This window comes from Leminorella richardii, assembly GCF_900478135.1.
GTDB classification, from domain to species: Bacteria; Pseudomonadota; Gammaproteobacteria; order Enterobacterales; family Enterobacteriaceae; genus Leminorella; species Leminorella richardii.
The window spans coordinates 3,651,941-3,676,790 of the sequence record NZ_LS483470.1 but is presented as its reverse complement, the minus strand read 5'-3'; the positions used below and the strand labels follow the sequence as shown (position 1 = coordinate 3,676,790).

Genomic DNA, 24,850 nt, shown 5'->3' with positions numbered 1-24,850 from the left:
CTCTTGTCAGTGTGTTCCATGCGGCAAACGGCTACAGCTTGGAATACACTTGATAAGACAGCGTGACGCAAAGCGGTACGGGTATCATGCGATTTGCGTTGGCAAGAGGCTTACGATTGGCTAAGGAGAACCTATGGTTGTTGAAAAAGGGCACTATCCTATTCGTCTGAGCCAGATTGACGATCTCAGCACTATTGCCAGTATTGAGCGCGCCGCTGCGTCGCTGTTTTCCTTTGATATTTTGCCCGAAGAGGAGCAGCAGGAGACACTGCCGATGTCAATGCTGGAGCTGGCGCAGTCAGAAAAGCGTCTATGGGTAGCAGCCGACGCACAGGATGAACCCATGGGATTTATTCTGATGGATGCCGTCGGCGACTGGGGATGGGTGAAGGAAGTGGGCGTTCATCCGTCGTTTGGCCGTCGAGGGATCGGCCGTCGTTTAATTGATACCGCTATTGTCTGGTCTCGTCATCAGGGCAGCAGCTATGTGGGTCTTACCACCTTTCGCGACGTAGCGTGGAACGGCCCGTTTTATCGCCGCATCGGTTTTAACGACTTTGGTCAGCAGGCGCTGCCGGCATTCCTACAGGATGCCCTAGTGCAGGAGCAGGTTTGGAGCCGAGCGCCGCGTATTGCTATGTATTTAAACCTGTAGCGCTGAAGGCTAGGCCTCAGATATCGCCTGTAAATATTTATCCAACACGATGTTTCTGCCACACAGCACGACGGCGATTCGTCTACCCTTAAATTCGGGCATCAGTCGTAAAGCCGCAGCAAGAGCAACGCCAGCGGCGCCTTCTACCATCCATCGGTCAGTGTCAGCAAGCAGGCGCATAGCGCGCCGAATTTCCAGCTCACTCACCAGCACGCAGCGGTCAATCAGCTGCTGGCAGAGGGGAAAGGTGATTGAACCCGGCTCAATACCTCCCGCAGTGCCGTCCGACAGGGTGTCGAATTCAGGAGCGTCAACGATTTCTCCTGCCTGAAGGCTAGCGTACATAGCGGGTGAATTTTCTGGCCAGCAGCCGATAATCTGCGTTTTGGGGGACATTTTCTTCACGATGCTGCCAACGCCGGAGATCAGCCCGCCACCACCGACGGCGACAAACACCGCGTCAAGGTCAGGAGCCTGCTCTGCCAGCTCTGCGCCGACCGTGCCCTGGCCTGCAATAATATCGAGATCGTTATAGGGTGAGATGAACAGGGTGTTTTGTGCTGCTGCCCGTTCTGCTGCGGCCTTTTCTGCCTCTAGCGCTCCGCCCTCAACCAGCTCGACCTGAGCGCCGAAGGTGCGTATGGCATCGAGTTTTACTTTGGCCGCTGTCGTTGGCGCGAAAACGGTTACCGGAACGCCGAAGGCGCGCGCCGCCAGCGCCAGAGCCTGCCCGTGGTTACCGGTTGACGCCGTAATCACACCGTTTTCTCGCTCTTCATTGCTCAACAGGCGCACTTTATTTACCGCGCCGCGGTATTTGAACGAACCGGTGTGCTGCACGTGTTCGCATTTGAGAAACACTTCGCAGCCGTTCATCAGTGACAGCGGCGCGCTGAGTTCCAGCGGCGTTGTTCTCACCTGAGGGCGAATGCCCAGATGAGCGTCAACGATTTGGCGAATAAGGGAATCCATGAGATCTCCTGAAGTGCTGAGGGCAGTGGCTTAGTTTTATCTCGACTAGAGGGACAATGTCGAGAGAAAAGGTCTTTTTTGCGGCGCAGCGCGGAAAAACCGCGTCGTTGACCGTGACAGCACCGGATTTATCTTGCAACATAAAAATTCCCAAGGTGACAAGCAGGAGCAGCGATGAAAGAGACAGAAAAACAGGTGACCTATACGCCCTGCAACCATCAGTTAACCAACGTCAACGTCTGGACGCCGGACAGCCAGTGGCTGGTTTATGACGTGCGCCCTAGCGGCGCGTCGTTTACCGGGCAGACCATTGAACGGGTAAATATAGAAACCTGTGAAGTGGAAGTGGTGTATCAGGCAGAACCTGAGAGCTTTGTTGGTGTGGTGACGGTCAGCCCGACTGAACCGGTTCGCTACGTGTTTATTCACAGCCCGGAAAAGCCGGATGCAGAGTGGCACTACGACTTTCACCATCGGCGAGGCGTTATCGTTACCGAGCCAGACAGAGCTAAAGCGGTGACGCTGGACGCTATGGATATCACTCCGCCGTTTACCCCCGGAGCGCTGCGCGGCGGCTCTCACGTTCACGTTTTCAGCCATGACGGCGACTTCCTGAGTTTTACCTATAACGACCACCTGATGCATGAACGCGGCGCCGAGTTCGACCAGCGCAACGTCGGCGTGGCAGTCACGCTTCATCCGGTGCGAGTAGACAAGCAGCACCCGAGGGAATATGACGGCAGTCATTTCTGCGTATTGGTGAGCCAAACTGTTGCTCACCCGCAGCCGGGCAGTGATGAAATCAGCCGCGCCTACGAAGAGGGCTGGGTGGGGCAAGAAGGCTATATCAACGCTGACGGCTTTCGTCAGCGCCGGGCGCTCGCCTTTATTGGTGACGTCAGGTCTGAGGACGACAGTAAAATTCCTGAAGTGTTTATTGTCGATCTGCCGCAAGAGCCTGAAGCTTATACACAGGCCGGTTTAGCGCCTCTGGCGGGGACTCCCGACACTTTGCCTTCGCCACCACACTCTGTTCGTCAGCGTCGGCTGACCTACACGGCAGATCGCCGCTTTCCCGGTATTGCAACCTCCCCTCGTCACTGGCTTCGCAGCTCGCCTGACGGCAGCAAAATCGCCTTTCTGATGAAAGACGACTTCGGCGTTGTGCAGGTTTGGCTGGTCTCCCCACTGGGCGGTGAGCTTAAACAGGTGACGGACGGCGAGTTTGGCGTACAGTCAGCCTTTACCTGGAGCCCTGACGGGCGAAGCTTGGCATTTGTGATGGACGGCAGCGTTGCGCTATGTGACGTTAACAGCGGAGTGGTCACACGCCTGACGGAAAAGCAGTCGGAAAACCACCCTTGTTCCGATGCGGTGGTCTTTTCACCCAACGGAAAATACATCGCCTATATGCGCGAAGTGGATGGTTTTATTCAACTATTCGTCACCGGCACAGAAATGGATGGCTGGGAAACTGGTGAAGGCATGGAGTAGCAGTCTATAATGTGTTGGATCCGTCGGGAAAAGAAGGCTGTATGGTTGCCTTTTTCCTTCACCGGCGCATTTTTCACTTATATCCATGTTGGAGAAGAGAATGGGAATTTTATTCAATTTTGTAAAGGAAGCGGGCGAAAAGCTTTGGGATAACGTCTCTAGCAAACCGGAAGATAAAGTTGCAAAGCTCAAGGAGCACCTGAGCAAGGCAGGGCTGCCGGGTATGGATAAGATCGATATCGACGTTAAAGACGACACTGTCGTCGTTGGCGGCGCGGCAGCGGACCAAGAGCTGAAAGAAAAGCTGATGGTCATTCTTGGCAACGTAGAGAGCATTGGCAAGGTTGAAGACAAGCTGAACGTCGATCAGCCGTCTGAAGCGGGCAATTTCTACACCGTGAAAAAAGGCGATACTCTGAGCGGCATTGCGAAGTCACAGTACGGTAACGCCAATAAGTACATGGTTATCTTCGATGCCAATAAGCCGATGCTGAGCCATCCGGACAAGATCTATCCGGGGCAGGTGCTGCGTATTCCTAAAGCGTAATTTACGGCGCACTACTTTTATCACCCCGTTGGTATATGCTGGCGGGGTTTTTTTATAACTAAAACGAACCCCTCAGTAAGGTAAACCGTCATGGATGAAGCCGCGTTAAAAGCGTATTTGGTCGAACGCGTCAGGGCATTTGGCGAGACGTGGAACGAGATTGAAAACGATATTCGCACCCGTAGCGAAGAAGAAGATAAGTCTTTGCGTAAACAGTATCCCGGCGTTGAATACCACTATGCGCCGCGTACTGACTGGTTTACGCCCTTTGGCGATCGCATTGCACCGCTGTTTGACGAATATTGTACCGACAAGCGCAGAGTGTACGGCGGCAAAAGCCCCAAGAGCTTCGGCTTTCCGTCAAAGTTTGCCGGAATTGAAAGCCTATTGGACGCGCAGGTCGAGCTAAAGACCAAAAGCCGTGCCGAAGTGTATATAAAAACACAGACGGATTTTCAGGATGAGTATCTGTTTGTTATGTTGAAGAAGGCCGGAGAGTGGCGAATCGACAGCTACAAAGGCCGCCGCTACGGTAGCGAAAATTGGCGTTCACAAATACTTTAACTGAATCATTTATCTAGCTTCTTTATCTCTTAAGACCGTGGGATTAGCGCTCTTTTTTCATTGCTGACGCCAAGCTTGGAAATTTCAGCAAAGCGTTGAAAGGGCGTTACGGCATAGTATTAAAGCCCGTTCTTTATATTCTTCTTTCTCTCCGCGTTAAACACCATTTTTTATTTTCATATATTTCATATTGTTAATATTTCTCTTTAGATCTATTTCACAGTTTCCACATCCTGTCATTGCCTTTCTTTTTCGCTTCTCATAATTTGCTAACTCGACGCAGCATTGAGTTGGAGCGAGCATGGCAAAGATTTTTTTCATCGGTGTCGACGTGGGATCCGCCAGCGTCAGGGCCGGAATATTCACGCAGAAAGGCGAACGGCTGGCCTTTGCCGTTCGGCCTATTCAGCAGTTTCACTCGGGTGAAAGCCAAGTGGAGCAGTCCTCGCAGAATATCTGGCAGCGCGTATGCGAAACGGTGAAAGAGGCGGTTGCGCTTTCTGGCGTTGATGCAGATGCCATCGGTTCTATCGGCTTCGATGCTACCTGCTCGCTGGTAGCTGTAGGTTCTGACGGCAGTTCGATTTCGGTATCGGAGAGCGCCTCTCCCGAAAGGGATATCGTGATGTGGATGGACCATCGCGCCACGGAGGAGGCCACCGCTATCAATCTGACTAACGACCCGGCGCTTGCCTATGTCGGCGGCGAGGTCAGCGTTGAGATGGAATTACCCAAGATTTTATGGTTAAAGCGCCACTACCCGGAACGCTATCAGCGGGTATGGCGCTTTTTCGATCTGGCAGACTATTTAGTGTGGCGCGCCAGCGGTGCCGACGCTGCCAGCGTGTGTACGCTGACCTGCAAGTGGAACTATCTTTCCCACGAAGAGCGCTTTAGCGAAAGCCTGCTGGCGGGCGTCGGTCTGGAAGACGTGCTGACCAAAGTGCCGTCAAAGGTTCTGGCGCTTGGTGAACGTGCAGGAACGCTGTGCGAAAGCGCTGCCGGTCAGCTTGGCCTGACGACGAAAGTCGTGGTTGCCGGCGGCATTATCGACGCCCACTCGGGGGGATTGGCACTGGCGGCGGCTAACCCAATGGGCAGCCTAACGATTATCAGCGGCACGTCAAACTGCCATATGGTGGTCAGTCCTGAGCCGGTGATGGTACCCGGCGTTTGGGGGCCCTACTTCGGCGCCATGATCCCAAACCTTTGGCTTAATGAAGGGGGGCAGAGCGCCGCCGGAGCCCTAGTCGACTGGACGCTGAATCAAAGCGCGGCGTGGGGCGCGCTGGTCGCAGAGGCAAAAGCCTTGGACAAGAGCCCCTATGCGCTGTTGAACCGTCTGGTTGAGCAGCTGGAACAGCGCGAAGCTTACCCGACCTGCCACTATCACGTTTTGGCCGATCATCACGGTAACCGCTCACCGCGCGCCAATCCGGACGCGCGCGGCATGGTATCAGGGCTTTCCCTTGAAACCGGCGTTGACGAGCTGGCGCGACGCTATTTAGCGACGCTGCAGGCCATTGCCTACGGCACGCGCCATATTATCGACGCCCTGGTGGACGCGGGTCATCAAATTGACCGAATCATCATGTGCGGCGGCGCGACCAAGAACCCGCTGTGGCTGCGGGAGTACGCCAACGCCACCGGGCGCGCTATCCATCTGGCAGAAGAAGAGGATGCGGTAACGTTGGGCGCAGCACTGCTTGGCGCCGTTGCCTGCGGCGCGTTTAAAGGCTTTGCCGAGGCGGCTCGCGCCATGGTGCGCGAGGGGAAACTCATCGAGCCGGACGCCTCCACTTATGCCTTTCACGACGCCAAGTACCGTGTCTATCTCCAAATGTATCAGGACCAGCAGCGCTACGCCGACGTGATGTATCACGCGTGTTCCCTTTCGCTTGATAAATAAATTCATAAACCAGTTAACGAACCGATTGATAAAAACAGGACGACTAACATGCTTACACTTTCTCTTCCTCCTTCACCGCCAACCGTTGGCGTTAATGCGCGTCAGGTTTTGATGGTAACTAACGCTGACCTGCGCGAGCCTGCTAACGTGACCTGCTGGCCGGTACAGGAAAAGTTTGAACAAAAGCTGGCGCAGGCGCTTTCCGATCAGGGTTACGAGATGAAGCGCGCCCACCCCGTTAGCAAAGACAGAGGCCACGGCTTTATCAGCAGCCAGAAAGAGGGCAGCGACCTGTTCGCCGCGATTGACCCCGACGCGCCGGTGATCGTACTGCTGACTGCATGGCAGTATTCTCACCACGTCGCGCCGTCGCTGGCGAAGCACCGCGGCCCGGTGCTGCTGCTGGCCAACTTTGACGGCACCTGGCCCGGCCTGGTGGGGATGCTGTGCCTGGCGGGCACGCTGACCAGCCTCGGCAAGCCCTATTCTCGCCTGTGGTCAGAGAATTTTGACGACGACCTGTTTACCAACGGGCTGCAAACCTGGCTGCGCTACGGCGGGCTGTCCCACAAGACGGGCTACCTGCACGACGTGGCGACCAGTCATCCGGTGATGGCAACGCCAGAAGGGGCAATCGGTCGCGAAGTGGGTGAGTATATTCTGCGCCACAAGGCGATCCTTGGCCTGTTCGACACCTTCTGCATGGGGATGATTAACGGCGTGTTCCCGCAGCAGGCGCTGGTTAACATCGGCATGCCGCTGGAGTCGCTGTCGCAGTCTGCCCTGCTGGTGGAGATGGCGAAGGTGCCGGACGCGCTTCGCGAAGCCTGCCTGAAGTGGTACGAAGATCGCGGAATGACGTTTATGTTCGGCACAGATAGCAAAACCGAACTGACCCGCGAGCAGGTGAAAGAACAGTGTGCGATGATGATCGCCATGGCGCGCTTTACCAAGCGCTTTGGCCTGTCGGCGGTTGGTGTGCAGTACCAGCAGGGGCTGAAGGACAGCTGCGCGGCATCGGACTTTGCTGAAGGGGCTATCGGTTCAACCGAACGTTTCCCGATCCCAGACGAGAACGGCGATATTATTTGCCCTAATCAGCCGATCCCCTGTATCAACGAAGTCGATATGGGCACCGCCATTCCGCAAACCATGCTTTGGCGCCTGCTGTCAGGGCTTGGCCTGCCGTCGGAAACTACGCTGCACGATATCCGCTGGGGCAGCGAGTATCAGGGCGTGTTCTACTGGGACTTTGAGATTTCCGGCGCGGTGCCGTTTGAGCATCTGAAGGGTGGCATTGCGGGTGCAACTGGCTACCGTCAGCCGTCGATGTTCTTCCCTTACGGCGGCGCGACCATCTGTGGTCAGGGCAAGGCAGGGCGCTTTGTCTGGGCGCGAGCGCACTATGAAGGAGCTGACGTGATTATGCACATCGGCACCGGCCATGCGGTTGAGCTGCCGAAAGAAGAGTTTGAGCGCCGCCGCCGCGCTACAAACTACGAGTGGCCGCTGCTTAACGGCGTGCTGGACGGCGTGACGCGCGACGATCTGATGGCGGGTCACCAGAGTAACCACATCACCATTGCCTATGTGGATGAAGCCCATCTGCACGGTGTGCTGAAGGCGTTTGTGGCGCAGTGTCTGACGCAGGGCATTCGGGTTAAGGTCGCCGGTGAGGCGTATAAAGCGCTTGGAAAGGGTGTGTAACATGAGCAATCAGAAATACGTTGGCGTGTGGCCGGTTATGTTGACGCCTTTTGACGAGCGTAAAGAGATCGACTGGGCGTCGCTGGAAAAGCTGGTGGAGTGGTATCTGGCGGCGGGCGTGCACGGCCTGTTTGCCGACTGCCAGTCAAGCGAGATGTTTTTCCTCAGTGACGACGAAGCCCGTAAACTGGTGCGCTTTATCGTTGAGAAGGTTGACGGGCGCGTGCCGGTAGTGGCTTCTGGCCACACGGCGACGGCGTTTGATCACCAGCGTGAGCAGGTCGCGGGCATGGCGGAAACCGGCGTCGACGGCGTGATCTTTATCAGCAACCGTTTGGCGCAGGCGGGTGAGAGCGACGAGGCAGCGCTGGAGGCGCTTAAGCAACTGACGGTGGCGGTGCCTGAGCGCGTTGATTTAGGCATTTACGAATGCCCGTATCCCTACAAGCGGCTGCTGTCGGACGATACCGTTGCCTGGTGCGCGCAGAGCGGGCGCTACGCGTTTATCAAGGATACCTGCTGCGATATCAATATCATCAAGCGTCGGCTGGCGCTGTGCGAAGGCAGTCGGCTGCACTTGGCGAACGCCAACAGCCAGACGCTGCTGGCGTCGTTTCAGGCCGGCTGTCATGCGTTTAGCGGCGTAATGGCCAACTTCCACCCTGAACTGTACGTTTGGCTGTACGAGCAGTGGCGGAACGAGCCGGAAAGGGCGCAGAAGCTGTCTGACTATCTGTCGACCGCAGCGCTGATTGAGCACGTCGATTACCCGATATGCGCGAAATATTTCCAACAGTCGATTGGAAATTTCCGTACCATAGCCTGCCGAGTGCGCAACAGCGGCGGCTTTACTCAGACTTTCTTCCCGCAGGCGACGGACGCGATGGTTCGGCTGGGGCAGGACGTCAAAGGCGCGTTAAAGCTATAAGAAAAAAGAGGTTACGCTATGGATTTTGTTAAATCACAAGCTCAGTTCCTGTTGGATAAGAACGACTTGCCGTTCAACAACTGCCATGCGTCGACGATCGCCGTGCTGCCCGATCGCGACCGCGTTTTGGTCGCCTATTTCGCTGGTCAGAAAGAGGGCAGCGGCGATACCGCTATCTGGCTGTCTGTGCGTGACTCCGTAAGCGCTGGCGGCCAATGGCAGCCCGCCCGGCGCATCATAGCTGAAGCGGGGCTGGCCCACTGGAATCCGGTACTGCACGCGCAGGACGGCAGACTGTGGCTGTTCTACAAGGTCGGCCCGGACGTCCATCATTGGACCACGCGCATCGCTACCTCCGACGACGACGGCGAAAGCTGGAGCGAACCTCGCGAGCTGGTTTCTGGCGAAAGCGCGCCGCGCGGGCCCGTTAAAAATAAGCTGTTGGTGATGTCCAACGGCGAGTGGCTGGCGCCCGGCTCGGTGGAAGACGACCGCTATTGGGACGCTTTCGTCGATCTTTCTGACGATCGTGGTACAAGCTGGAACAGGGTGGATATTCCCATTGAACACGTCCAGCCAGTCTCAGCAAAAGAGGGGGGCGTCTGGCAGGGGTTAAAGAACGACGCCCTGTGGGAAACCGATCTGGAGCGAGTCTTTCAGTGGGACGGCGTGATCCAGCCGACCCTGTGGGAGTCTGAATCGGGCTGTGTGCACGCCATGATGCGCAGCACTCGCGGCCAAGTCTACCGCAGCGACTCGCAGGACTACGGCCGCAGCTGGAGCCCGGCCTATGCGACGTCGCTTCCTAATAACAACAGCGGCATTGACGCCGCGACAATGGATAGTGGGCTGCTGGTGCTGGCCTATAACCCGATTGCCGGTAACTGGGGACGTCGCTATCCTATTTCCCTTTGTTTCTCAAACGACAACGGAATGAGCTGGTCGCCGCTGCTGGACTTAGAGAGTGGCGAAGGGGAGTTTTCCTATCCGGCGATTGTTGCCGAAGGCCGTACTCTTCACGTGACCTACACGTGGAACCGTAAGAACATCGTGTACCAATGCATAACGCTCTAATATGACGCTGTATAACAATAAACTGTGGAGAACCCTCATGAAGAAAGGCTTACTTACCACACTGACTGCTGCGATGACTCTGCTGGTGCCGTTTGGTATCGCACAGGCTGAGCAGGTCTTAACCTACCCTACCAAAAACGTTGAAGTCGTTATTCCGAAAAATCCCGGCGGAGGTACCGACACTTCGGCCCGCACCGTCATTGAATTTGCCCGTGACCGGATGCCAAAAGGCACCATGTTTGTGCCGGTTAACAAGCCTGCTGGCAACGGCCTGACCGGACTTATCGAGGTCGCCAAGGCTAAGCCGGACGGCTATAAGCTGGTGATGACCACCGTGGAGCTGGCGATGTTCCCGCACCAGGGCAAGTCGCCGGTGACCTACAAGGACTTCACGCCGCTGGTCACCACCATCGCTGACCCAGTGGCGGTAGTGGTGAACGCCAAGTCTCCTTATACCTCTTTGCAGTCTTTTGTCGACGCAGCCAAGGCTGAACCGGGCAAGCTGAAGGTTGGTAACTCCGGCATGGGCGCCATTTACCATCTGGCGGCAGTCAATATGGAGAAGCAGCTGGGCGTCAAGTTTAACCACATTCCTTATAACGAAGGCACTGGCCCCTCAATCGCCGCTCTGGTGGGTGGGCACATCGATGCTGTGTTGACCACGCCGGGCTCGGTGAAGTCACAGGTAGATGCAGGCATGCTGAAAGTGCTGGGCGTCATGGACGAGAAGCGCTTTGAGCTGTTCCCGGACGTTCCAACCTTCAAAGAAGCTCTGGGGCTGGATGTTAACGTGAAAATGCGTGCTTGGGCGGTGTTGGCGACGACGGCTAAAGTGCCTGACGATGTGAAAAACCAGCTGGTAGGTGCCTTTACTGAAGTAGTGAAAACTCCAGCCTATCAGGAAGCGCTGAAGAAGCAGGGCATTATGCCGGTAGTGATCGCCGGTGATGACGCCTACAACATGATGAAAGAAGACGACGAGATGTATAAAGCGCTGATTGCTGAAACCATGAAGAAGTAGTCAACGGCAATAGCTCCCGCCGGCTAGCGTCGGCGGGAGGGAGACATCCCCATGCGGAAAATGAATATTCTGGTCGGCGCATTTTCGGTGCTGTTTGGCCTGCTCATCCTCTATCTCTCTAAAGATATGAGCATGTTTGATGAATACGGCGTGCCGGGCGAACGGTTCTGGCCCTACGGGCTGGCGTGGCTGTTTATTGGGCTCGGTGTGTTGCAGTGGATTGAAGTGGCGGTTCGAAGGCTGAGTCTGGCGGATGCAACGGTAGACCTCGGTTCTATTTCGGTGCGTAGAGCCTATCTGGTAGCGGGGGTATTGGCGCTGTACGGCGTGCTGCTCAACTACGCGGGCTTCATTATCGCCACCGTCGTGCTTATCCCGGTGTTGATGTGGATGATGGGGGAGCGGCGGCTCGGCTTTATTGCGGTGATGACGGTAGCTATCGTGGCTGTGATTTATGTGTCATTCACGATGATTTTCAACTCGCCACTGCCTATCTCTGAATTTTTAGAATAGTTTTTAGAATAAAGGACGAAGGAATAGCGATATGAATGAAGTTCTGGAAGCCCTTTTTATCGTATTCAGCCTGGAAACCGTCTCCATGATCCTGCTCGGCGTGCTGGCAGGCATTATTATCGGCGCGCTGCCGGGGCTGACCGTCAACATGGGCATCGCGCTACTGCTGCCGCTGACCTACTCGTTTCAGGGCATGACGGGAATTTTGCTGCTGCTCGGTGTCTACTGTGGCGCAGTGTACGGTGGCTCGATTACCGCCATCCTAATAAGTACGCCGGGTACGCCCGCATCGGCGGCGACGGTGCTTGACGGCTATCCGATGGCGAAAAAGGGCGAAGCTGGCCGAGCGCTGGGGCTATCAACCCTTGCCTCTATGTTTGGCGGCCTGTTCAGCACCGTGGCGCTGGTGATGATTGCGCCTATGCTGGCAAAGGTGGCAACCGGTTTCTCTGCGCCTGAGTACTTCGCGCTGGCGGTATTCGGTATCAGCATTATTACCAGCGTGTCGTCGCAGTCGATAATCAAAGGGCTTATCGGCGGAGCGCTCGGCCTGTTTATTGCGACCATCGGGCTAGACCCGATGACCAGCGGCATGCGCTTTACCTTTGACTCCATCTACCTGATGGGCGGTATCTCCTTTATTCCCGTGCTGGTTGGGCTGTTTGCGTTCTCTCAGGGGCTCTTAAGCTTCGAAGAGGACAATCGCGAACGGCTGGTCGGGCAGGTGAAAAAGATGAAGGCTAACATCACGCGCATTCTGCCGACCTGGCTGGACTTTAAGCGTGTGCTGCCAACCTATATTCGTTCCTCGGTGATCGGTACTGGCATTGGTGCAGTGCCGGGCGTCGGTGGCGACATCGCGTCGTTTATCGCCTATAACGAAGCTAAACGCTGGTCAAAGCATCCGGAAGAGTTTGGTCACGGCTCACCCGAGGGTGTGTCTGCACCGGAAGCGGGAGCTAACTCGGTGGCGGGCGGCGCGATGGTGCCGCTGATGACGCTCGGCATTCCCGGCGACGGGGCCACGGCGATCATCATGGGGGCTTTCATGGTGCAGGGGCTGGCACTAGGGCCACAGCTGTTTACCGACCATCCGGTTGAAGTGAACTCTATCTTTATTGGCCTGTTCGCGGCTAACCTGTTTATGGGCATCATGGGATTTATGGGCATGCGTCTGTTCGCCAGAGTGATGGATGTGCCCAGACGCGTGCTGGTACCGGTGATTTTCATCCTGTGCAGCGTAGGAGCCTACGCGGTCAACCACAGCATGACGGACGTGTTTGTCATGATGGGCTCGGGTTTTCTGGCCTATATCATGATTAAGCTAGAGTTTTCCATGTCGCCGATTGTTATCGGCATCATTCTTGGCCCGATGGCGGAGTCCAACCTGCGTCGTGCCCTGATGATGTCCGAAGGCGATCCTTCCGTGCTGCTGACGCGTCCTATCTGTGCTACTTTCTTGGTCATTGCACTGCTGACGCTGCTGCTGCCGATCGTCGGCCCTAAAATCAAGTCGTTTCTCCGCGTGCGCAAAGCCGCGCGTGGGCAGGCGTCTAAGTAATCACTCGTGCCGATTGTTCGATCCTCGGGGCAATCGGCGCTCTTCTCGCTCCCTTCCATTAGCTACTATTAGCTACCGCTACATAAACAGACACAATTGCCGTATCCTGTTCGGCTGGGCGGGTGTCGCCGTGATGGAGCAATAACGGATAAAGAAGCATGGCCAAAACCATTGAGCAGATAGCTAACGCGCTGGACCTGTCGATTACCACAGTACGGCTGGTGCTGAACGGCAAAGCGGAGCGCTATCGCATTAGCGTGAAAACGCAGGAAAAGATTGCCGACTACGTTAACGAATACGGCTACACCGTTAACCACACCGCCCGCAGCCTGAAACTCAACAAAACTGAAACCTTCGGTTTGGTCATTCCCCGGCTGTCTAACCCCTTTTTCGCCGCGCTGGCGGAGCTTTTAGAGATCCGCTGCCGGGAGATGGGTTATCAGCTCACCATCAGCTGTACCTATGGCGATCCGAAGTATGAAAACCGACTGGTGAAATCGCTGGAGGAGCGCAACGTCGACGGCATTTTTGTTGTTTCCGTCGATGCCAAAAGCCAGCTGCACCACGTTAGGCACCGCAGTAAGCCGCTGGTGTTTCTCGATCGAGACTTCGGCGTTGAGGGTTCCGCCTGCGTAATCACCGACAACCGCGACGGCGGCTATCGGCTGACGGCGGCCATGCTGGAGAAGGTGCAGCAGCCCATTCACTTCTTTGTCGGCGATGTCGGGCTGCCTACCATTGCCGATCGCCTGAGCGGGTACGTAGATGCTATGACCGATTGCGGCATGGCACAGAGTGAGGATCATCTTTCCTATGCCGATCACAACAGAGTGGAAGACGGCGAGCTGATGATGAACCGCTACATCGAACAGCACGGCGAGTCGCCGGTGAACTTTATCGCGTCGTCCCTGCCGATCCTTGAAGGCGGCTTAAGCGTGCTGCGCGAGCGCTACGGCTACATTCCCAGCCGGATTAATATCGGCACCTTTGACGAACACGTGATGCTGAGCTTTTTGGGCAACAACCTCTGGTCAATGCGGCAGGACGAAAAGGGGCTGGTGGAAAACGCCTGCCGGATCATGCTGGCCAAGCTACAGGGAGAGGCCGCCTGCGAGCGCTTTGTGGCGAGGGCAGAGCTGATTAGTCGGGTTGGGTACGGGCTTTGAGGGCAAGGCTCCTGCTGATTTAATTCTCGAACGTTTTTATATTTGTACAATGAGACGTGATGATGGAAAAAATAAGTTACAGCAAGGCTCGTCAAAATCTGGCCGCGACAATGGTTAAAACAATCGAGGATCGGGCGCCTATTTTGATCACTCGCCAGAACGGCGATCCCTGTGTGCTTATGTCGCTTGAAGAATATGAGTCTCTTGAGGAAACGGCGTACTTGATGCGCTCTCCCGCGAACGCAATACGTCTGATGACGTCAATTGAAGAGCTGCGCTCAGGCAAAGGCGTTGAGAGGAAGCTGGATGAATGAAAATTGTTTTTTCTAGCCAGCCATGGGGAGACTATCTTTACTGGCAGCAAATGGATAAAAAGATCCTTAAGCGAATCAACGAACTGATCAAGGATATTCAGAGAACGCCTTTTGAAGGTATAGGGAAGCCAGAGCCGCTTAAACACAACCTATCAGGCTTTTGTCGCGCAGAATCACGGAAGAGCATCGGCTGGTGTATGACGTTTCCGATGATAACTTGTTTATCGCTGCCTGCCGCTACCACTATTGATATTAAGCGGAGCCACACACTAGCGTGGCTCCGCTTAATTATTTCTTTGACGCGTCTTTACGAGTTCATTCCTTTGCAAACAGCCACACGCACTCCGGCGCCATCGACAGTCGACAGGCGCCGTCGCTCGGCGGCTTAGCGCCAAAGGCGCGCACTACCGGTGAATCTTCAGAGACGTCGCGGAACAGGTACTCCCAGTGGCTGCCCAGATACATGCTGGTCAACAGCGGCAGGGTGATGGCGTTCTGCTCGGTGTCATCGTTGACCTTGACCTGCTCAACTCGTACTACAGCAATCGCGCTTTGCCCTTCTTTCATACCGGGTTCGGCTTTTCCCCACAGCGACCAACCTTTGCCCTCAATGCGGGCTAGCTCTCCACGCTGTTCGACAATGCGGCCGTTGAGCCGGTTGTTGCTGCCCATAAACTCGGCGGTGAACAGGGTGGTTGGCGCGCCATACATTTGCTGCGGCGTGCCCTGCTGTTCAATCACGCCGTTGTTAAGCAGCAGAATACGGTCGGAAATCGCCATTGCCTCACTCTGGTCGTGGGTGACCATTAGCGCTGACAGGCCAAGCTCAACAATCAGGCTGCGCAGGAACACCCGAGCCTCTTCGCGCAGCTTGGCGTCAAGGTTAGAGAGCGGTTCGTCGAGCAGCAGCACCGGCGGGTTGTAAACCAGCGCCCGCCCGATGGCGACTCGCTGCTGTTGCCCACCCGACAGCTGGTGTGGGTAGCGCTGGCCCAGCTGGCCTAAGCCAAGCTGCGTCAGCACGGCGTCCACGCGCTGCCGGGTTTCTGCCGACGGAGTTTTGCGCAGCTTCAGTGGATAGGCGATGTTGTCGAAAATAGTCATATGCGGCCACAGGGCGTAGGACTGAAACACCAGCCCAAGGTTGCGGTCTTCGACCGGAGTGATCTGGCCGCTTTTGCCGTCAAACATGACGCGATCGCCAATAGTGATTTTGCCCCGGGAAGGGCCTTCCAGCCCGGCAACAGCGCGCAGCAGAGTGGTTTTACCGCTGCCGGAAGGGCCAAGCAGTGTCACCACTTCGCCCTTGTTTAACTGCATGGAGACGCCTTTTAGTACCGGGTTAGTGCCGTAGTTCAAATACAGCTCGTCTACTGTGAGTTCAATCATTGAGTTTTACTCCAAATCGCAGGGCGATCCCTAACCCGAACATAACCAAAACGATATTGATAAACGACAGTGCCGCGACGATGTCCACTGCGCCGGTAGCCCACAGTGATACCAGCATTGAGCCGATGGTCTCTGTGCCCGGTGAGAGCAGGTAGACACCTGTTGAGTATTCGCGTTCGAAAATCAGGAACATCAGTAGCCAGGAGCCGATCAGGCCGTAGCGCGCCAGCGGCACGGTTATCTGGCGGGAGACCTGACTCTGACGCGCGCCGGTGCTGCGTGCCGCCTCTTCCAGCTCTGCGCCGACCTGAAGCAGCGCCGACGAAATCAGCCGTAGACCATAGGCCAGCCACACCACCGTATAGGCCAGCCAGACGCTGAAGATGGTGTTGCGGGTAGCGCGCATCCAAACGATGACGTTATCCCGGATCCACTGCGAGCCGGGCAGCACCGACAGATAGCCGTCGGCCAGCGATTTGTCCATCCACATCGGCGTAAACAGGAATACCCACAGGAAGGCTAATCCGGCCAGCAGGCCGGGCACTGCACGGGGCACCAGCACGCTGTAGTCGAGGAAGCGGGTAATGCGGTCTGGCTTTCGGTGCATCGCCAGGCTGATGAAGGTGTAGCAGATAACCGCCAGCGCGCCGCCGAATACGCCGATCGCAACCGAGTTGACGATGGCGCGAATAAGGTTAGGCTGGGAGAACACCGTGCGGAAGGTGTTGAGGGACAGCTGGTCGATTAGCGGCACGCCGACCCCCCAGTTGGACACGAAAGCGCGAAGTAGAATGCCGGCCAGCGGCACGAAAATAGTAACCACCAGCCACAGGATAACTACCGCGCCTGCCACCCAGCGCCATTTCCCCAGCGGCAGCGCGTGGGACTGCGACGCTTTACCTTTAACGGTAACGAAGCGGTTAGCGGTTTTCATCAGGTGGCGCTGCAGCATAATCAGCGGGATGGTAATGCTGATCAACACCACCGCGACCACCGCCATCAGGTGGTAAGAGGGGATGCCGAGCTTGTTGGTCAGCTTATACAGATAGGTCGCCAGTACTAGGTTGCCTTCCGGATCCCCCAGCACCAGCATCAGGCCAAAGACTTCCAGCCCGAGGAAGAACAGCAGCACGGTAGCGTACAGAATAGCGGGTCTGACCATCGGCAGGCTGACGGACATCATGACCCGCAGCGGCGATGCGCCGGAGATACGCGCTGCCTCTTCCACGTCTGAACCCATATTGCGCAGCGCCGATGAGATATATAGGTAAGCGTGCGGCACGTGAGTGAGGCCGGCAATGATCACAATGCTGGTCATCGAATAGATGTTCCACGGTACAAAGCCCAGCCACTCCTGCGCCCAAAGGGAGAAGAAGCCAACTGGCCCGGCGGACACCACGTAGCCAAAGCCCAGCACCATGGGGGAAACGAATACGGGTACCAGAATGGTCGGCTCAATCCAGCGACGGCCGGGCAGATCGGTACGCACAATAAGAAATGCCAGAATGCCGCCAAGGGGAATAACGATAACCACTAGCCCGATCGCCAAGATAAAGCCGCTTTTTAGCGCTTTATAAAAGTCAGGATCGTCGAAGACGAAGCGGTAGGCATCTAGCGAGAATGTCTTATCGGCGACGAAGAAGGGCGCCGAGAACAGGCTCTGAGTTACGATCAGCGCCAGCGGGCCGTAGATGAACAGCGCCGTAAGAGCCACCACGACGCCGCGCGGTAAACTCTGCTTGATTTTGCGCAATGAGTACATAGCTACTCCCAGTGAAGAGTCACTCCCTGTTGAAAAAGGCAAAAGGGCGGAGGCGCGCCAGCGCCAGCCGCCCAGACGTCATATGGAATTATTTACCGGCTGCGGTGCGCCATTTTTTCAGGTAGTCCAGCCGCTTGTTCTGTTCCAGATACTCCAGCAGGCTGTCGTTTACCGGGATCGGCTTAAGCACGGCGCCAAGCTTTTTGGTGAGGCCGTCTACGTCGTTATCGCCGGAGATATCGCTGCGAATAGAGGCGATATTGGCCTTATTAGCAACGATGTCCTGCCCCTGTTGAGAAAGCAGGTAGTCAAGCCACAGCTTGGCGGCGTTGACGTTTTTCGCCTGCTTGCTGATAAAGCTGACGCGGGAGAGCACTAGCGTGTAGTCAGAGGGGTAAACCATACCTAGAGAGGCATCTTTCGCCATGCGGGTTTTGGCATAGGGCTCAAGAATGTTAAAACCAAGCAGGTTTTCACCGGAAGAGACGCGTTCAAGCATGGTACCGGTGGAAGACTGTACGACCATGCCCGCACCGGCGGTATCTTTCAGGTGAGTGAAGTAGTCAGGGTCGTGCTTCATGTCTTCAACTGACAGCATAAAGCCCAGAGCGGACTTCTCGATGTCGTAGGTGGTGACTTTGTTTTTGAAGCGTTCCTGTTGGCCTTTCACCAGCTCGGCCAGCGCGGTATGGGACTTGGGCGCTTCCTCTTCTTTAATCAGCCGCTTGTTGTAGATAAACACCAGCGGCTCGTAGGTGGTGCCGTAGGCGGTGTCTTTCCAGACGGCCCAGGCGGGTAGCTTGTCGGCTTCCGGCGAGCGATAGTTAAGGGCGTAGTCTTTTGCCAGCTTTAGCGCGGTGTCCATTGAGGAGCTCCAGACCACGTCACCGCTGCCGCTGAACGACGCCTGCTCGCTAACGTAGCGGTTATAGAGCTCAGTGCTGTTCATATCGTTGTATTCAACGGTGATATTAGGATAGAGCTTCTCAAACCCTTTGATAATAGGCTCAGCCGTTGCGGTATCAGTGGTGGAATAAATCACCACTTTTCCCTCTTTATTGGCTGCATCAATAACTTTCTGGTAGTCGGACGGATAGTTTGCCGGAACGGCGGCGAAGGCGGTGCTAACGCTGAGCGCCAGCAGCCCTGCCGTAAAAAGGTGTGCTTGCTTTGCCATTGTGTTTTACCCACTTTTTATTGCGGTTATGGATAACTAAGTATGGTGAGGAATTGAATAGCGGCAAGGTAAATGATAATAAATTGTTAATTATTTGTGATTTAATTCAAATTATTAATTTACAGCGGTGACGTTATTTTTTGGCGGAAATAAGGGATGAGAAATGATCATTCGTTTTTTTATTAGGGTGTTGCCGGTAGCCATACCAAAGGCGATTAGAATGACTACCGGATGCTGTTAGAGCTTCTCGATTTCCAGCGACTTCATGTCGATCACGAATCGATACTTCACATCACTTTTTAACATTCGGGTATAGGCCTGATTGATCTCCTGAATATTAATCATCTCGATGTCACAGCCGATGCCGTGTTCGGCGCAGAAGTCGAGCATTTCCTGAGTTTCGGCAATGCCGCCGATAAGCGAGCCGGCTAGCGTTTTGCGACTCATCACCAGAATGCCGCTGTGCAGCGGTGGTTCAATGGGCTCCAGCAGGCCGACTAACACCATCGTGCCGTCCCGCTTAAGAGTATTCAGATATGGATTCAGATCGTGCCCGTTGGGTACGGTATCGAGGATAAAGTCAAAGTGGTTGCTAACGGCCTCCATCTGCGCGTCATCAGTGGATATGACCACGTGATTTGCGCCCAGCCGCCGCGCCTCACGCTGCTTTCCCGGTGAACGGGTAAACAGTGTGACGTCTGCACCGAAGGCGTGGGCAAACTTAATTGCCATATGCCCTAAGCCGCCTAGACCAATAACGGCAACTTTATCACCCGGTCCGACTTTCCAGTGCCGCAGCGGTGAATAGGTAGTGATACCTGCGCACAGAAGCGGTGCTGCAGAGGCCTTATCCAACGCGTTTGGCAGGCGCAGAACGAACTTTTCAGACACCACAATAGCTTCTGAATAGCCGCCGTAGGTAATGCTGCCATCGTGACGATCCCGCCCGTTGTAGGTCAGCGTCATGCCGTTTTCGCAAAACTGCTCCAGCCCTTCTTTACAGGAGGCGCATTCCTGGCAGGAATCTACCAGGCAGCCGACACCGACCCAGTCGCCGACGCTAAACTTGCTGACTTTATCGCCTACGGCAGTGACCTGGCCGATAATTTCGTGACCGGGCACAACGGGATAAATGGTGTTGTGCCACTCGTTGCGGGCCTGATGCAGGTCGGAGTGACAGACGCCGCAGTAGTGGATTTTAATGGAGACGTCGTCTTCACGCGGCGAGCGACGGCTAATCGGGTGCAGCGCTACAGGCGCGGTTTCGGAAATGGCCGCAAAGCTACGGATATGCATAGTCATAGACTTCACCTTGAATAGTGAACAGGGGTGACTTTAAGGGTAGTGCAAAATGGAGCATGGGGAAAAATTTGCCCTGTTGGAGAGGGGGGATAAAAACACAACATTTTTGACATTGATTGCCAAGGGTGAAAGATTTAAATACTTATTTAAGTAGTGTAAATAATTAGTTTGATAATTAATACGCGGGTTTTCTTGGTTAATAATCTTTATAAAACACTGTCGTAATGTGATTTTTGGGATTTTTAATAGATTATAACAACTCATTAGTTAATTTTAATATTAATTCATTTATATATTAATAGGTTCTTTTGTAATGTATTAAAACACTCATAAATCCCAATTGAAATTGTTTGATTTTTGGAGTCAACTGGAGTGGTTTTCAACGACTTCATTGCATGGTTTTATAAAACTATAAAATTAATAAGCCAATTGATTTGTTGATGAGTTGTTGCAGTATTTTTCATATTTTTTATAACTTCATATTTTAAAAGGACTTATCGTGAGCAATCTCAATAATCGCTTTATCAAACACTTTCTCACCTTTGGCCTCATATTCCCTATTAGCAACTCATTAATGGCTGATGCAAACGTCCCCTGCGGCAATGGGGTGACGATTACTAACGTCACAGTATTTGGCGGTTCCTATACGTCGTCCAACGTTTGTGGAAACAACGTGACGATAACGACGTCGGATTCTAAAAATATTAACGGCGGAAGTGAAACCAACAATACCAACGGCATCTATTTTGCACAGAACGGGCCCCATCCGGCCTTTATCTTTGGCGATGATTTAACGGTAAGAACGTCCGGCAGCTTTGTTGACGCTATTCGAACCAACGGGCAACAGGCGAGCAACGGTGTGTATACGGTGATTGCAGGCGATCGCGCGACGCTTATTGCTACTGGCAGCAACAGTAACGGAATCAACGTGGCGCAGAGCCCCAATGGGCAAGCGGGGTACGGGAGAGTCTATCTGGGAAGTAACAGTACGATCACCGTCGACAGTGGAACGGCCGTGCGCGTTAACCTGTCTTCACAGGCGCCTTACTACAATTTGGCGTATGTGGCCGATAACTCAATCATTACCGCTGGTGGCACGGGGACTAACGGCACTAACTCGATGGGATATGCCGTTTACGCCGGTAACCGAGACTCTGTATTAACCAACGGTACGGCCTACGGCACAAATGCCGTGGCGATTATCGGCTCTGGAGCGACGATTACATCGACGGGCAGTGAAGGCCATGCGGTTTACGCGAATAAGGGCGGCGTTGTACAGCTGCAAGGCACTGCGGGGGCTACCAGCGTTTCTGCCGAAGGAGATAACGCCGATGGGCTAAGGGCTGAGAAAAAGCTGACGGCAGACAATAACTTTAACGCACTAGGCGGTAGGATTGAGCTGACTGGCGACGCCATTATTTCCGTCAATGCGTTAAACGGTGGCTATGCCATGCACACGCTAGGGGAGGGTTCAGTCATTTCCTCTGCGCAAACCAACTACTACATCGGTTCGGACGACAAGCTGTACAACGGCGCGGGAAGTATAGTTAACGACGCCGCGAAAACGACTAACTCGACTTCCGGTATTTATACTATTACCGGCAATCTGTTTGCCGAGTCCGGTCTTATCGATCTCAACATGACGGACGGTAGCCAGTTTACCGGTATGACCAAAGTTGGGGAATATGCCTATACCGATGCCAGCAGCGCGCCTGTTACTGACGCGAAGGGGAATATCAATTTAAACATTAACGGCGTCAACAGCGTTTGGAACATGACAGCGGACTCCGAAATGACCAACCTGACGCTGGACGGCGCTACGCTGAAGTATGTTGAGCCTGCCGCAGGCAGCACGTTATTCCCCAAAACGCTGATCGTTAACGGTAACTATGCCGCGACAAACGGTACGCTGGTGTTGAATACGGTACTGGGAAATGATTCCTCTTCAACGGATAAGCTGATTGTTAAAGGCGATACTTCAGGCCATACCGACGTGCGCATCGTTAACGCTGGTGGAAACGGAGCACTGACGACCAGTGGTATAGAGATCGTTGAAGTTGAGGGTAACTCGGCGGGTACGTTTGGTAACAGTCAGCGGATCGTCGCCGGTGCGTTTGACTACTTTGTTCGCTCCGGCAGCACAATTGCAGGGGCAAACGCCAATAATTGGTATTTGGTATCACAGTCCGGCTCAGTCAATCCTCCTAACCCAACGCCGGATCCAGATCCAACCCCGACCCCAAATCCAGACCCGGAAGTCGATCCGGTATCTCCATACCGTCCAGAGTCCGGTAGCTATTTGGCTAACCTGGCGGCGGCCAATACGATGTTTATCACCCGGCTACATGACCGTCTGGGGGAAACGCAGTATACCGATGCGTTAACGGGTGAGAAGCGCGTAACCAGCATGTGGATGCGTCAGGTTGGCGAACACCTTCGTTTTTCTGACAGCAGCAGTCAGTTAAGAACGCGCTCCAACAGCTACGTTGTGCAAATTGGCGGCGATCTGGCTCAGTGGAGCAATAACGACCTAGACCGTTGGCACGTCGGCCTGATGGCGGGCTATGCCAACAACCACAACCAGACGCGTTCAAGCCTCACGGGCTTTACCTCCAAAGGTAACGTTAGCGGTTACAGCGCGGGTCTTTATGGCACCTGGTATGCCAACAATGTCGATAAAACCGGCACCTATGTTGATACTTGGGTGATGTATAGCTGGTTTGACAACGAGGTTAAAGGCGACCAGCTGGCGACGGAAAGCTATAAGTCAAACGGTGTGACGGCGTCTATTGAAAGCGGCTACAGCTTTAAGCTGGGCGGTGATGAGCGTAAAAGCTACTGGGTTCAGCCTAAGGCTCAGGTTATCTGGATGGGTGTTGATGCAGACAATCACGTTGAGCAAAACGGTACCCGGGTGACAAGTAAGGCTGACGATAACATTATGACGCGCCTAGGCGTGCGAGCCTACGTTAAGGGGCATCACGAGATGGATGACGGCAAAGATCGAGAGTTTGAGCCGTTTATAGAGCTTAACTGGATCTACAATACCGAAGACTATACGGTAAAAATGAACCAGTATGAGAACTCGCAAAGCGGTGCAAAAAATCTGGGCGAAGTGAAGCTGGGCGTAGAGGGTAAGCTGAACAACAACCTGACCGGCTGGGTGAATACCGGCTATCAGTTTGGTTCGCATGCATATAACGACGTGCAGGCGATGTTCGGCGTGAAGTACAGCTTCTGACGGGTTTCTCTGTTGTACATTGCTATCTAACGGTGGTCGCGCAAGCGGCCACCGTATTTTAACATTTTTGCGTCGACTCGATCTTTCTTTTTTACGATAGCGCCGGAGCTGGCGGCTCCTCTTCATAAAGCACGTTAAACAGAGTACAGATTTTTTCGTGCAGAATAAGCTGAAGCGACTCTTTGACGGCGGCGTTGTCCACGGTGATGCCCGCACAGGCTAAGGCTAAACACTGCTCGACCAGCTCCAGCGGATCGCGCGTGGCGGTGTCCATATAGTCAATCATTGGTCGGCCTCCCTGCAAAATGCGGCTGCAGCGGCGAAAACTGTAAAAGAATGCGAGACGGATCGGGAAAAAGATCTCAGCACCCGTATAAATCGCGGATAGGTTTGGATATCCTTCAAAACAGCCATGATATTACCTTCTATAACGTTGTGGTTAGAAACCCCGTAGGTGCTTCAACACCGCGGGGTTTCGGTTTTTTATGCGCCGGAGAAACGGATTGTCGAGCGCCAAAGCACAGTACGTTTATACAGCTTCACTGACAACAGGGAACATAGATGATGTCGAGATAACTCGCAAAATAACGGGGTGAGTTGCAGAGCTATTCATAAGATATCGGCGTTCTTAGCAAAAATGGTAATTAGCCAGAAACGAGCTGATATTGAGGGAGAAAAGAGGGATATCATCATTTTGTTGGCGAATGAAGTTTGGTGAATTCGTCTTGGGACAACCCTTGTTCATCAGTAATCCACATTAGTTATGTGTGATAATGTGTGACATTGCAATCGTGAGGTGCTATTTTGTTCTACAGTGTTAGATATGATGAACGTAGAGCCTGCTATAGAGGCTCTGCCGATAGGGTTAAACAAGGGGAAGAAAGAATGGCTATAACTCGCCTTCGCCAGCAGGGTGGTGCCGTTATACTGACTATTCCAAGCGACGTAATTGCTAAAATGGGCTGGGCAGTTGGGACCGAAGTCAACGTAGCTATAGAGAAAGAGGGCATTAGCGTGATCCCGACCAAGAGAATTCCTCGTGGGCGCAAATCGGTAAGCCAGCTTCTGGCTGAAATCGATGCCGTTGAACTGGAGCAACTAAATCGCTCCGTGGATGACATGAATAACCTGCCCGCCGTAGGTAAGGAAGTCTATTGATGGTGAAGCGTTCAGTTCCAGAAAAAGGCGATATTTGGTTAATTAATCCCGATCCGACAAGCGGACGTGAATTAAGAGGTCCTCACTATTTCCTTGTCGTGACGGAAGCCGCGCTCAACGCCGCTATGGGCGTAAGCCTTTGCTGCCCTATCTCTACGGTTGCCGTAGGCGCTCGCTCTGCGGGCGTAACGGTGGCGGTCACAGCGGACAGCACGAAGAGTGGTGAAGTACGGGGTGTTGTTTTATGTCATCAGGTTAGAGCGCTGGATTTAAAAGAGAGAAAAGCTCAGCTTTATACAAAGGCAGAATCCTGCCTTACTGATGAAGTCGTAATGAAACTGGTCGATATTATCGATCCTCAGATGTAGATATATGAACAGCCAAGGCAGGCTCTCG

The 24,850-nt window shown here is 54.2% G+C and carries 22 protein-coding genes and 1 pseudogene; 17 read left to right on the top strand and 6 right to left on the bottom strand.

The window, feature by feature from the left end; genetic code table 11:
- Nucleotides 1–133 precede the first annotated feature (133 nt).
- Nucleotides 134–655 carry a GNAT family N-acetyltransferase gene (locus DQM29_RS16675; RefSeq protein WP_111741714.1) on the top strand — a complete coding sequence of 174 codons (522 nt, stop codon included), beginning with the start codon at nt 134–136 and terminating at the stop codon, nt 653–655.
- Nucleotides 656–664: 9 nt separating this feature from the next.
- Here the strand turns inward: DQM29_RS16675 and DQM29_RS16670 are convergent, their stop codons facing one another.
- Entirely contained in the window at nt 665–1,627 is a 963-nt protein-coding gene (locus DQM29_RS16670; RefSeq protein WP_111741713.1) for a threonine/serine dehydratase, read from the bottom strand.
- 174 nt (nt 1,628–1,801) lie between these two features.
- On the opposite strand from DQM29_RS16670, the gene DQM29_RS16665 reads away from it, so the two are divergent.
- From DQM29_RS16665 to DQM29_RS16605, 13 genes and pseudogenes are all read left to right on the top strand, one after another.
- Nucleotides 1,802–3,121 carry a YidR family protein gene (locus DQM29_RS16665; RefSeq protein ID WP_111741712.1) on the top strand — a complete coding sequence of 440 codons (1,320 nt, stop codon included), beginning with the start codon at nt 1,802–1,804 and terminating at the stop codon, nt 3,119–3,121.
- A 100-nt stretch (nt 3,122–3,221) separates the two neighbouring features.
- Nucleotides 3,222–3,668 (top strand): peptidoglycan-binding protein LysM, encoded by a 447-nt coding sequence (lysM, locus tag DQM29_RS16660; RefSeq protein WP_111741711.1) that lies wholly within the window; start codon nt 3,222–3,224, stop codon nt 3,666–3,668.
- A gap of 90 nt (nt 3,669–3,758) precedes the next feature.
- Nucleotides 3,759–4,232: an NTF2 fold immunity protein gene (locus tag DQM29_RS16655; protein WP_111741710.1), complete on the top strand. Its 474-nt coding sequence runs from the start codon at nt 3,759–3,761 to the stop codon at nt 4,230–4,232.
- Nucleotides 4,233–4,533: 301 nt separating this feature from the next.
- Nucleotides 4,534–6,141, top strand: coding sequence for an FGGY-family carbohydrate kinase (locus tag DQM29_RS16650; protein WP_111741709.1), 1,608 nt, complete (start codon nt 4,534–4,536; stop codon nt 6,139–6,141).
- Nucleotides 6,142–6,189: 48 nt separating this feature from the next.
- The gene (locus tag DQM29_RS16645; RefSeq protein ID WP_111741708.1) at nt 6,190–7,848 is read left to right on the top strand and encodes a signal transduction protein; all 1,659 of its coding nucleotides are present in this window, start codon (nt 6,190–6,192) and stop codon (nt 7,846–7,848) included.
- Nucleotide 7,849: 1 nt separating this feature from the next.
- Nucleotides 7,850–8,776: a dihydrodipicolinate synthase family protein gene (locus DQM29_RS16640; RefSeq protein WP_111741707.1), complete on the top strand. Its 927-nt coding sequence runs from the start codon at nt 7,850–7,852 to the stop codon at nt 8,774–8,776.
- Nucleotides 8,777–8,794: 18 nt separating this feature from the next.
- Entirely contained in the window at nt 8,795–9,850 is a 1,056-nt protein-coding gene (locus DQM29_RS16635; protein WP_111741706.1) for a sialidase family protein, read from the top strand.
- A gap of 37 nt (nt 9,851–9,887) precedes the next feature.
- The gene (locus DQM29_RS16630) at nt 9,888–10,871 is read left to right on the top strand and encodes a tripartite tricarboxylate transporter substrate binding protein (RefSeq protein ID WP_111741705.1); all 984 of its coding nucleotides are present in this window, start codon (nt 9,888–9,890) and stop codon (nt 10,869–10,871) included.
- Nucleotides 10,872–10,922: 51 nt separating this feature from the next.
- Nucleotides 10,923–11,384, top strand: a complete 462-nt coding sequence (locus tag DQM29_RS16625; RefSeq protein ID WP_111741704.1) for a tripartite tricarboxylate transporter TctB family protein — start codon at nt 10,923–10,925, stop codon at nt 11,382–11,384.
- A gap of 31 nt (nt 11,385–11,415) precedes the next feature.
- Complete coding sequence (locus DQM29_RS16620) at nt 11,416–12,945, top strand: tripartite tricarboxylate transporter permease (RefSeq protein ID WP_111741703.1); 1,530 nt, start codon at nt 11,416–11,418, stop codon at nt 12,943–12,945.
- Between the two features lie 158 nt (nt 12,946–13,103).
- Nucleotides 13,104–14,111, top strand: coding sequence for a LacI family DNA-binding transcriptional regulator (locus DQM29_RS16615; RefSeq protein WP_111741702.1), 1,008 nt, complete (start codon nt 13,104–13,106; stop codon nt 14,109–14,111).
- Nucleotides 14,112–14,173: 62 nt separating this feature from the next.
- Entirely contained in the window at nt 14,174–14,425 is a 252-nt protein-coding gene (gene yefM, locus DQM29_RS16610; protein ID WP_111742138.1) for a YoeB-YefM toxin-antitoxin system antitoxin YefM, read from the top strand.
- Nucleotides 14,422–14,675, top strand: a pseudogene (locus DQM29_RS16605) (Txe/YoeB family addiction module toxin). The gene yefM and the pseudogene DQM29_RS16605 overlap by 4 nt, the downstream one beginning before the upstream one ends.
- Before the next feature lie 65 nt (nt 14,676–14,740).
- On the opposite strand, the gene DQM29_RS16600 reads toward DQM29_RS16605, so the two are convergent.
- The 4 genes from DQM29_RS16600 to DQM29_RS16585 form a co-directional block, all read right to left on the bottom strand.
- Nucleotides 14,741–15,814 (bottom strand): ABC transporter ATP-binding protein, encoded by a 1,074-nt coding sequence (locus DQM29_RS16600; RefSeq protein ID WP_111741701.1) that lies wholly within the window; start codon nt 15,812–15,814, stop codon nt 14,741–14,743.
- Nucleotides 15,807–17,576 (bottom strand): ABC transporter permease, encoded by a 1,770-nt coding sequence (locus DQM29_RS16595; protein WP_111741700.1) that lies wholly within the window; start codon nt 17,574–17,576, stop codon nt 15,807–15,809. Before DQM29_RS16595 ends, DQM29_RS16600 begins: the two co-directional genes overlap by 8 nt.
- A gap of 88 nt (nt 17,577–17,664) precedes the next feature.
- Nucleotides 17,665–18,753: an ABC transporter substrate-binding protein gene (locus DQM29_RS16590; RefSeq protein ID WP_111741699.1), complete on the bottom strand. Its 1,089-nt coding sequence runs from the start codon at nt 18,751–18,753 to the stop codon at nt 17,665–17,667.
- Between the two features lie 237 nt (nt 18,754–18,990).
- Entirely contained in the window at nt 18,991–20,055 is a 1,065-nt protein-coding gene (locus DQM29_RS16585; protein WP_111741698.1) for an NAD(P)-dependent alcohol dehydrogenase, read from the bottom strand.
- 499 nt (nt 20,056–20,554) lie between these two features.
- Between DQM29_RS16585 and DQM29_RS16580 the strand changes: the two genes are divergently transcribed.
- Nucleotides 20,555–23,296, top strand: coding sequence for an autotransporter outer membrane beta-barrel domain-containing protein (locus DQM29_RS16580; RefSeq protein WP_232054933.1), 2,742 nt, complete (start codon nt 20,555–20,557; stop codon nt 23,294–23,296).
- 91 nt (nt 23,297–23,387) lie between these two features.
- Here DQM29_RS16580 and DQM29_RS16575 read toward each other — a convergent pair whose 3' ends face one another.
- Nucleotides 23,388–23,582: a hypothetical protein gene (locus DQM29_RS16575; RefSeq protein WP_111741697.1), complete on the bottom strand. Its 195-nt coding sequence runs from the start codon at nt 23,580–23,582 to the stop codon at nt 23,388–23,390.
- A 599-nt stretch (nt 23,583–24,181) separates the two neighbouring features.
- Between DQM29_RS16575 and DQM29_RS16570 the strand changes: the two genes are divergently transcribed.
- Together DQM29_RS16570 and DQM29_RS16565 are read left to right on the top strand one after the other, a co-directional pair.
- Complete coding sequence (locus DQM29_RS16570; RefSeq protein ID WP_111741696.1) at nt 24,182–24,454, top strand: AbrB/MazE/SpoVT family DNA-binding domain-containing protein; 273 nt, start codon at nt 24,182–24,184, stop codon at nt 24,452–24,454.
- Entirely contained in the window at nt 24,454–24,822 is a 369-nt protein-coding gene (locus tag DQM29_RS16565; RefSeq protein WP_111741695.1) for a type II toxin-antitoxin system PemK/MazF family toxin, read from the top strand. Before DQM29_RS16570 ends, DQM29_RS16565 begins: the two co-directional genes overlap by 1 nt.
- Nucleotides 24,823–24,850: the final 28 nt, after the last annotated feature.

Coding starts and splice junctions, on each gene's coding strand:
- DQM29_RS16670 (WP_111741713.1), bottom strand. CDS start 1,627: ATGGATTCCCTTATTCGCCAAATCGTTGACGCTCATCTGGGCATTCGC.
- DQM29_RS16650 (WP_111741709.1), top strand. CDS start 4,534: ATGGCAAAGATTTTTTTCATCGGTGTCGACGTGGGATCCGCCAGCGTC.
- yefM (WP_111742138.1), top strand. CDS start 14,174: ATGGAAAAAATAAGTTACAGCAAGGCTCGTCAAAATCTGGCCGCGACA.
- DQM29_RS16625 (WP_111741704.1), top strand. CDS start 10,923: ATGCGGAAAATGAATATTCTGGTCGGCGCATTTTCGGTGCTGTTTGGC.
- DQM29_RS16640 (WP_111741707.1), top strand. CDS start 7,850: ATGAGCAATCAGAAATACGTTGGCGTGTGGCCGGTTATGTTGACGCCT.
- DQM29_RS16585 (WP_111741698.1), bottom strand. CDS start 20,055: ATGACTATGCATATCCGTAGCTTTGCGGCCATTTCCGAAACCGCGCCT.
- DQM29_RS16565 (WP_111741695.1), top strand. CDS start 24,454: ATGGTGAAGCGTTCAGTTCCAGAAAAAGGCGATATTTGGTTAATTAAT.
- DQM29_RS16570 (WP_111741696.1), top strand. CDS start 24,182: ATGGCTATAACTCGCCTTCGCCAGCAGGGTGGTGCCGTTATACTGACT.
- DQM29_RS16590 (WP_111741699.1), bottom strand. CDS start 18,753: ATGGCAAAGCAAGCACACCTTTTTACGGCAGGGCTGCTGGCGCTCAGC.
- DQM29_RS16675 (WP_111741714.1), top strand. CDS start 134: ATGGTTGTTGAAAAAGGGCACTATCCTATTCGTCTGAGCCAGATTGAC.
- DQM29_RS16615 (WP_111741702.1), top strand. CDS start 13,104: ATGGCCAAAACCATTGAGCAGATAGCTAACGCGCTGGACCTGTCGATT.
- DQM29_RS16665 (WP_111741712.1), top strand. CDS start 1,802: ATGAAAGAGACAGAAAAACAGGTGACCTATACGCCCTGCAACCATCAG.
- DQM29_RS16600 (WP_111741701.1), bottom strand. CDS start 15,814: ATGATTGAACTCACAGTAGACGAGCTGTATTTGAACTACGGCACTAAC.
- DQM29_RS16620 (WP_111741703.1), top strand. CDS start 11,416: ATGAATGAAGTTCTGGAAGCCCTTTTTATCGTATTCAGCCTGGAAACC.
- lysM (WP_111741711.1), top strand. CDS start 3,222: ATGGGAATTTTATTCAATTTTGTAAAGGAAGCGGGCGAAAAGCTTTGG.
- DQM29_RS16635 (WP_111741706.1), top strand. CDS start 8,795: ATGGATTTTGTTAAATCACAAGCTCAGTTCCTGTTGGATAAGAACGAC.
- DQM29_RS16630 (WP_111741705.1), top strand. CDS start 9,888: ATGAAGAAAGGCTTACTTACCACACTGACTGCTGCGATGACTCTGCTG.
- DQM29_RS16575 (WP_111741697.1), bottom strand. CDS start 23,582: ATGATTGACTATATGGACACCGCCACGCGCGATCCGCTGGAGCTGGTC.
- DQM29_RS16655 (WP_111741710.1), top strand. CDS start 3,759: ATGGATGAAGCCGCGTTAAAAGCGTATTTGGTCGAACGCGTCAGGGCA.
- DQM29_RS16645 (WP_111741708.1), top strand. CDS start 6,190: ATGCTTACACTTTCTCTTCCTCCTTCACCGCCAACCGTTGGCGTTAAT.
- DQM29_RS16595 (WP_111741700.1), bottom strand. CDS start 17,576: ATGTACTCATTGCGCAAAATCAAGCAGAGTTTACCGCGCGGCGTCGTG.